This window comes from Trinickia fusca (assembly GCF_003628145.1).
Taxonomy (GTDB): Bacteria; Pseudomonadota; Gammaproteobacteria; order Burkholderiales; family Burkholderiaceae; genus Trinickia; species Trinickia fusca.
The window spans coordinates 269363-275820 of the sequence record NZ_RBZV01000008.1 but is presented as its reverse complement, the minus strand read 5'-3'; the positions used below and the strand labels follow the sequence as shown (position 1 = coordinate 275820).

Sequence of the window (6458 nt, the reverse complement as noted above, 5' to 3'; positions counted from 1 at the left end):
ATCTCGTGTTCACGGATACGAGCGCCGGCGGCAATACGCTGCGTGCCTTGACTGGCGTAGACAACCGGATCGTGGGCGCCACGGGTGACACGATCTATGGGGCTGACCATAACGACACGATCACGGCGGGCAAGAACAGCACCGTGTTTGCGGGCAGCGGTACCGACACGATTACGGTGGGGCAGAACAACACCGTCTACGCGGGCCAAGGTGCCGATACGGTGATCGTCAACGCCGGCAGCGGGCAGGTGATCCTGAACGAGAACTACACGTACAAGAGCACGAGCCAGAACCAGGACGTGGTGAAGCTCGGCACGGGAATCTCGGCGTCGGCCACGCAGATCTCGCGCAGTCTGACGAACGACCTGATCCTGAACTTCGGCAATGGCGACGCACTCACGATTGTTGGCTACTTCGTGAACGCGTCCAAGCAGCCGACGATCATGTTCGCTGACGGTACGACGTGGAGCTACACCAGCATCACGAGCAACCTCGTGTTCACGGATACGAGCGCGGGCAGCAATACGCTGCATGCGTTGACTGGCGTAGACAATCGGATCGTGGGTGCCACGGGTGACACGCTCTACGGGGCTGACCACAACGACACGATCACGGCGGGCAAGAACAGCACCGTGTTTGCGGGCAGCGGTACCGACACGATCACGGTGGGGCAGAACAACACCGTCTACGCGGGCCAGGGCGCCGATACGGTCATCGTCAATGTGGGCAGCGGGCAGGTGATCCTGAACGAGAACTACACGTACAAGAGTACGAGCCAGAACCAGGACGTGGTGAAGCTCGGCACGGGAATCTCGGCGTCGGCCACGCAGATCTCGCGCAGTCTGACGAACGACTTGCTTCTGAACTTCGGCAATGGCGACTCACTCACGATTGTTGGTTATTTCGTGAACGCGTCCAAGCAGCCGACGATCATGTTCGCTGACGGTACGACGTGGAGCTACACCAGCATCACGAGCAACCTCGTGTTCACGGATACGAGCGCGGGAGGCAATACGCTGCATGCGTTGACTGGCGTAGACAATCGGATCGTGAGTGCCACGGGTGACACGATCTTCGGGGCTGACCATAACGACACGATCACGGCGGGCAAGAACAACACCGTGTTTGCGGGCAGCGGCACCGATACGATCACGGTGGGACAGAACAACACCGTCTACGCGGGCCAAGGTGCCGATACGGTCATCGTCAATGTGGGCAGCGGGCAGGTGATCCTGAACGAGAACTACACGTACAAGAGCACGAGCCAGAACCAGGACGTGGTGAAGCTCGGCACGGGAATCTCGGCGTCGGCCACGCAGATCTCGCGCAGTCTGACGAACGACCTGATCCTGAACTTCGGAAACGGCGACGCACTCACGATTGTTGGTTATTTCGTGAACGCGTCCAAGCAACCGGCGATCACGTTCGCCGATGGCACGACGTGGAGTTACACGACCATCATGAGCAATCTCGTGTTCACGGACACGAGCGCGGGAGGCAATACGCTGCATGCCTTGGCTGGCGTGGACAACCGTATCGTGGGTGCCACGGGTGACACGATCTTCGGGGCCGACCACAACGACACGATCACGGCAGGCAAGAACAACACGTTGTACGCCGGAGCCGGCATAGACCGGTTCGAGACGAGTGTCGGCTGCGGCGCGGTCACCATCAACGAAGCCGCGAAGACCGCCGGTTCGAACCAAGACACCTTGTTGGTCAACGGTGTCGATCCGAGCCGGCTTTGGTTCAACATGTCGGGCAACAATCTCGTGGTCGACATCATGGGCACGACCGATCAGATCACGATCGACAACTGGGCGTCGTCTTCCGCGAATCAATTGCAGACTATCGAGGTGGACAACGGGGCAAAAGGAAAATCGCTGTTGTCTGCAGACGCAGTGAGTCAGTTAGTGCAGGCTATGGCGAGCTTCTCCGCCGGCCACGCCGGCTTTGACCCGACCTCAGCGTCTACATCGACGATTACTGATCCCAACGTCCTGCTTGCAGTCAACTCGAACTGGCACCACTAGCGTTCGGGACTGCATGAGATCGCCGGTTTCCACTAGTTCGCGCGGAGACCGGCGATTCTCCGCACGCGGCGATCACCGCGTCAGCTCATCGAACGCTCGCAGCAATCGCTCGATGTCGGCTGCGTCTGTGTCACCCATGATCGTATTTGCGATACGTTCGCCATAGACTCCGCTTTGCACGACGAGCCACTTCCGCTCGACATGAATCTCGCGTTGCGCAGGCAGTTTGGCGTGCCATCATGAGAGGCGTGCAAACCGCACGCCGATCCAGGAGGCTTCAAATGCAAAGCGCCTTTGGGCTGGATATTCCGCAACATCTCAACGAGGCCTGCACGCCTGCGCGCACGGCACTCATCGTGTATGACATGCAGGTCGGCATCATCCGGCAGCTCAAGGATGGCGCTGCAATCGTCGACCGTGTGCAAACGATCGTACAGGCGGCCCGAGCCGCGGATATGCGCATTTTTTTCATGCGCCATATGTCGTTGCCTCGCGAGCTCATGGGTGTGTTCCAGCTCCGAATGGCGATGGCATGGCAGCGGGTCGACACGGTCGAGGAGGTTCGTCCGTGGTTCCTGCGCGATTCGCCGGGCTTCGCTCTGGTCTCCGAACTAACACCGCTGCCCAGTGAGGCGATTCTCGACAAGATCACCATGTCCGCGTTCGAGGGCACACCGCTCGACATCGCGTTGCGCGACTGCGGCATCAATAGCTTCATCATCGTCGGTGTTGCGATGGAGATCGGCATCGAACCGACGGTCCGGCATGGTGCGGACCTTGGCTACATCCCGATCGTGGTCACCGACGCCTGCGGCTGCGGCGATGCCGAGGCCGCGGCGAGGTCGGTGGCAAGCATGCGCTTCACGGGCGACGCGATCCTCACGCGCACCGAGGAGATCGTAGCCACGCTCGAACGGCGCAACGGGGCTGCGACGCAGCCTTGAGGTTCACGCCTGCAACGGGTCCTGGGCATTTGGCCGTCGTACTTCCCGTGTTCTCTCCCTCTCGTTTGAACTCCATACGTGGGGCCGTCCTGGCCCCACTCCGCCTGCCTCTTGATCCAGGCAATCCCACTTCAAGAAAATGTAGTATCGCTACGTAAATTTTGTAGTCGCTCAGTGTTCATTGACTACAAAGTAATGTCATGCGATATAGCGCATGTTGTTTTGCTACACGATCATCTCAATACCAACTTAAAACGGAGACGAAGATGGCGACATGGCGCTTGGGAGTGGAGCGGGCGGTATTGGCTGGCGCATTGGCCGCGCTGGCGGGCGTAGCCGCTCAACCGGCGATAGCAGTCGAAGCGTTTGGTTCACCGGGTGCGACACCGGTGCGAGGCCCGTCGGCAAAGTCGTTCCTCGGTACCGCAGTCAACGGCGCATCGCGTGTTTACTTCACCGGCTATCGAGGCATCCTGTCCGAGGTCTACTACCCGGTTCTCGATACACCTGAATCGGTCGATTTGCAGTTCCTGGTCGGCGATGCAAACAAGACTTTCATCGACGAAGAAAAGCTCCAGGCCTATTCGGCCGCGCAGACCGACACGCAAACGATGAGCTGGCAGGTGACGACCAGCAACAGCAGCCACAACTGGCAGATTCGCAAAGTCATCTTCGCCGACCCGAACTACAACGCCATTGTCCAGCGCGTGACCTTCACGGCGCTCAATGGCCACACGGTAGGGGACTTCAATCTGTACATGTTGTCCAAGCCCTACCTCGACAACGCAGGTAGCAACAACACCGCGCAAACGGTGTCCTACAGCGGCGGCACCGCGCTGGTCGCCAGTCACAACAGCCGCTATTCCGCGCTGATGACCAACGCTCCGTGGAAGGTGGTCAACGGCGTCAGCATGACGTCGAACGGCTTCGTCGGGCAGAGCGATGGCTGGACCGATCTGCTCGGCGGCAGCGTCGACAAGACAATGGACTGGACCTTCACGTCTGCCACCAACGGCGATGTGGCGCAGATGGGCTGGGTCGACCTTGGCGACCCGACCGCGACCAGCGTGTCGTTCGATGTGGTGCTCGGCTTCGGCGGCACTCAGGACCAGGCGCTCAGCGATGCGAGCACGGTGCTCGGCAGCAACTTGACGGGCGAGCAGCAACAGTACGACACGGCGTGGCACAACTATGCGGGGGGCTTGTCGACGCAGAACGGTGCGGCCGATGCTGGCTACTACCTGGCGGCGATGACGCTCAAAACGATGCAGGACAAGAGCAATGGCGCGATGATCGCCGGCATCGGCACGCCCTGGGGCGAAACGCAGGGCGACGCCAATGCGGGTGGCTACCATCTGGTCTGGCCGCGCGACCTCTTCAAGTTCGCCAACGCGCTGACGACGGCAGGCGATACGTCGACGGCTTCGAGCGTCGTCAACTATCTGTTCAACACGCTGCAGCAGACAACCAACTGCGGCACTGCCGAATACAACGCTTCCGGTTGCGCGCAGGGCTACAGTCGCGTCGGGCGCTTTCCCCAGAATGCGTGGGTGAGCGGCTGGCCGTACTGGCAAGGCACGCAGATGGACGAGCAGGCCATGCCGATCATCCTCGCCTGGCGTCTCGGCCCGACCGTCTTCAATCCGCTGTGGCCGAAGATCAAGCTCACCGCCGACTACATCGTCAATACCGGCCCCTGGACGTACCAGGAGCGTTGGGAAGAGAACGCCGGTTATTCGCCATCCACCATTGCTGCCGAGATCGCTGGCCTTGTGACGGCGGCAGACATCGCGAACCAGAACGGCGACACGACGAGCGCTGCGCGCTACCTGTCCGCGGCCGACTACTGGCAGGAGAACGTGGCAGCCTGGACGTACACGTCCACCGGTTCGTTCGGCAACGGCGGCTACTACATGCGGATCAATCCGGCGAGCCGGTCGGGCACGGGCACCGATCGCGCCAGCTTCGCGCCGACCGCCGGCCCGGATACCGCGCAAACGCTGACCATCAAGAACGGTGGTGGCAGCCACGATGCGCGACGTGTGGTCGATGGTGGTTTCTTCGAGCTCGTTCGCATGGGCGTGAAGCGCGCGACCGATCCAACGATCGTCAATACGATCGCGGTGTACGACAGTGTGCTGGGCCAGTCGCTGAGCCTGCCGAATGCGCCGGCGCTCAGTCCCAACACCTGGTTCCGCTACAACTTCGACGGCTATGGCGAGCATAACGACGGCAGCGACTTCAACGGCACCGGAGCCGGCCGCTTGTGGCCGATCTTCACCGCCGAGCGCGGCATGTTCGAGATCGCTCGTCAGGGCAGCGGCAGCGCGGGCAGCGGCTACTTCTCCACGCTCCAGCAGCTGACGACGCCGGAAGGCTTTGTGCCGGAGCAAGTGTGGCCGAATTCGACGACCCTGCCGGACAACTGGGTGGTCTCCACACCGGCCGGTTACACGCCGGGCCAACCGACCAAGTCGATGGCGCCGTTGAACTGGGCGATGGGCGAATACATCAGCCTGCTGGCCTCGATGCAGGCCGGGCGCATCGTCGATATTCCGTCGGTCGTCTGCGCACGCTACAACAATTGCGTCGCGCCGTTGCAGAGCGGACAGGTCGCGGTGGCGGTCAACGTCAACGCGAGCACGCAGCTCGGCCAGCAGGTCTATGTGACGGGCAACGTGGGTGCGCTCGGTAACTGGAACACCGATCTCGGCATTCCGGTCGACTCGGCCAATTACCCCGTGTGGAGCAATACCGTCAACCTGCCGGCTGGCCAGGCGATTCAGTACAAGTACTACCGCAAGAACGCGGACGGCAGCGTGAGCTGGGAGAACCTCTCCAGCAACCGTCAGATGCAGACGCCGACTGGCGGCAGTCTGACGCTGAACGATCAGGTGAGCTGGTGAGGGCACGCACGCATTGGTGGGTCGTCGGCGTGGCCGGGGTGTTGGTGGTGGCTGTGGCACGGTGGCGCCTCGCGGGACGGGAGGATCGGGAGCCGGTGGCGGCGACCGTGCGGCCGGCGGTTCTCGTCGATCATGCGCCGCCTTTGTCGCTACCTCCACCTCCGCTGCCGAGCCGGCCGCTCGGCAAGGCTCTGCCGCCGGTGAAGGTCAAAGCGGGCGGGACGACCTGGAGTCCGAATCCCGCTGTCGCGCCACCTTCGACCGAGGCTCAGCGTGGCGCGCCCGATATTCCGGGGGCGCAGCCGCTGCGACCGCCACCATCAAGTTCGGAGTGAGGCGGCCGGCTGCGCCCACCGCGACGTGACCGGCGTGGGCTTCATCACTCCGTCACATGATGAGGCCCACAAAATCGCCGGATCAGTTTGCGATGCATCGCAATCACGGAGACCTGTCGATTTTGGGAGGTGGAGAGTGGGAGACGAAACTTCTAAGATCGATGCGGTTTCGCGTCGAGGGACGTGATAACCAAGAGTTGGCAAATGGTAATCGAGAAGGAGTTCTAAACAGACGTAACT

Annotated in this window: 4 protein-coding genes; all 4 read left to right on the top strand. The window is 61.6% G+C overall.

From position 1 onward, the window contains the following. A partial coding sequence (locus tag D7S89_RS19120) for a beta strand repeat-containing protein (protein WP_281273156.1) occupies nt 1–2033 on the top strand: 2033 nt, incomplete at its 5' end. A gap of 281 nt (nt 2034–2314) precedes the next feature. Next, nucleotides 2315–2977, top strand: coding sequence for a cysteine hydrolase family protein (locus tag D7S89_RS19115; protein ID WP_121279872.1), 663 nt, complete (start codon nt 2315–2317; stop codon nt 2975–2977). 266 nt (nt 2978–3243) lie between these two features. Next, the gene (locus D7S89_RS19110) at nt 3244–5883 is read left to right on the top strand and encodes a glycoside hydrolase family 15 protein (RefSeq protein WP_121279870.1); all 2640 of its coding nucleotides are present in this window, start codon (nt 3244–3246) and stop codon (nt 5881–5883) included. Beyond that, nucleotides 5877–6218: a hypothetical protein gene (locus D7S89_RS27950; RefSeq protein ID WP_121279938.1), complete on the top strand. Its 342-nt coding sequence runs from the start codon at nt 5877–5879 to the stop codon at nt 6216–6218. The genes D7S89_RS19110 and D7S89_RS27950 overlap by 7 nt, the downstream gene beginning before the upstream one ends. The last annotated feature ends 240 nt before the right edge of the window (nt 6219–6458 follow it).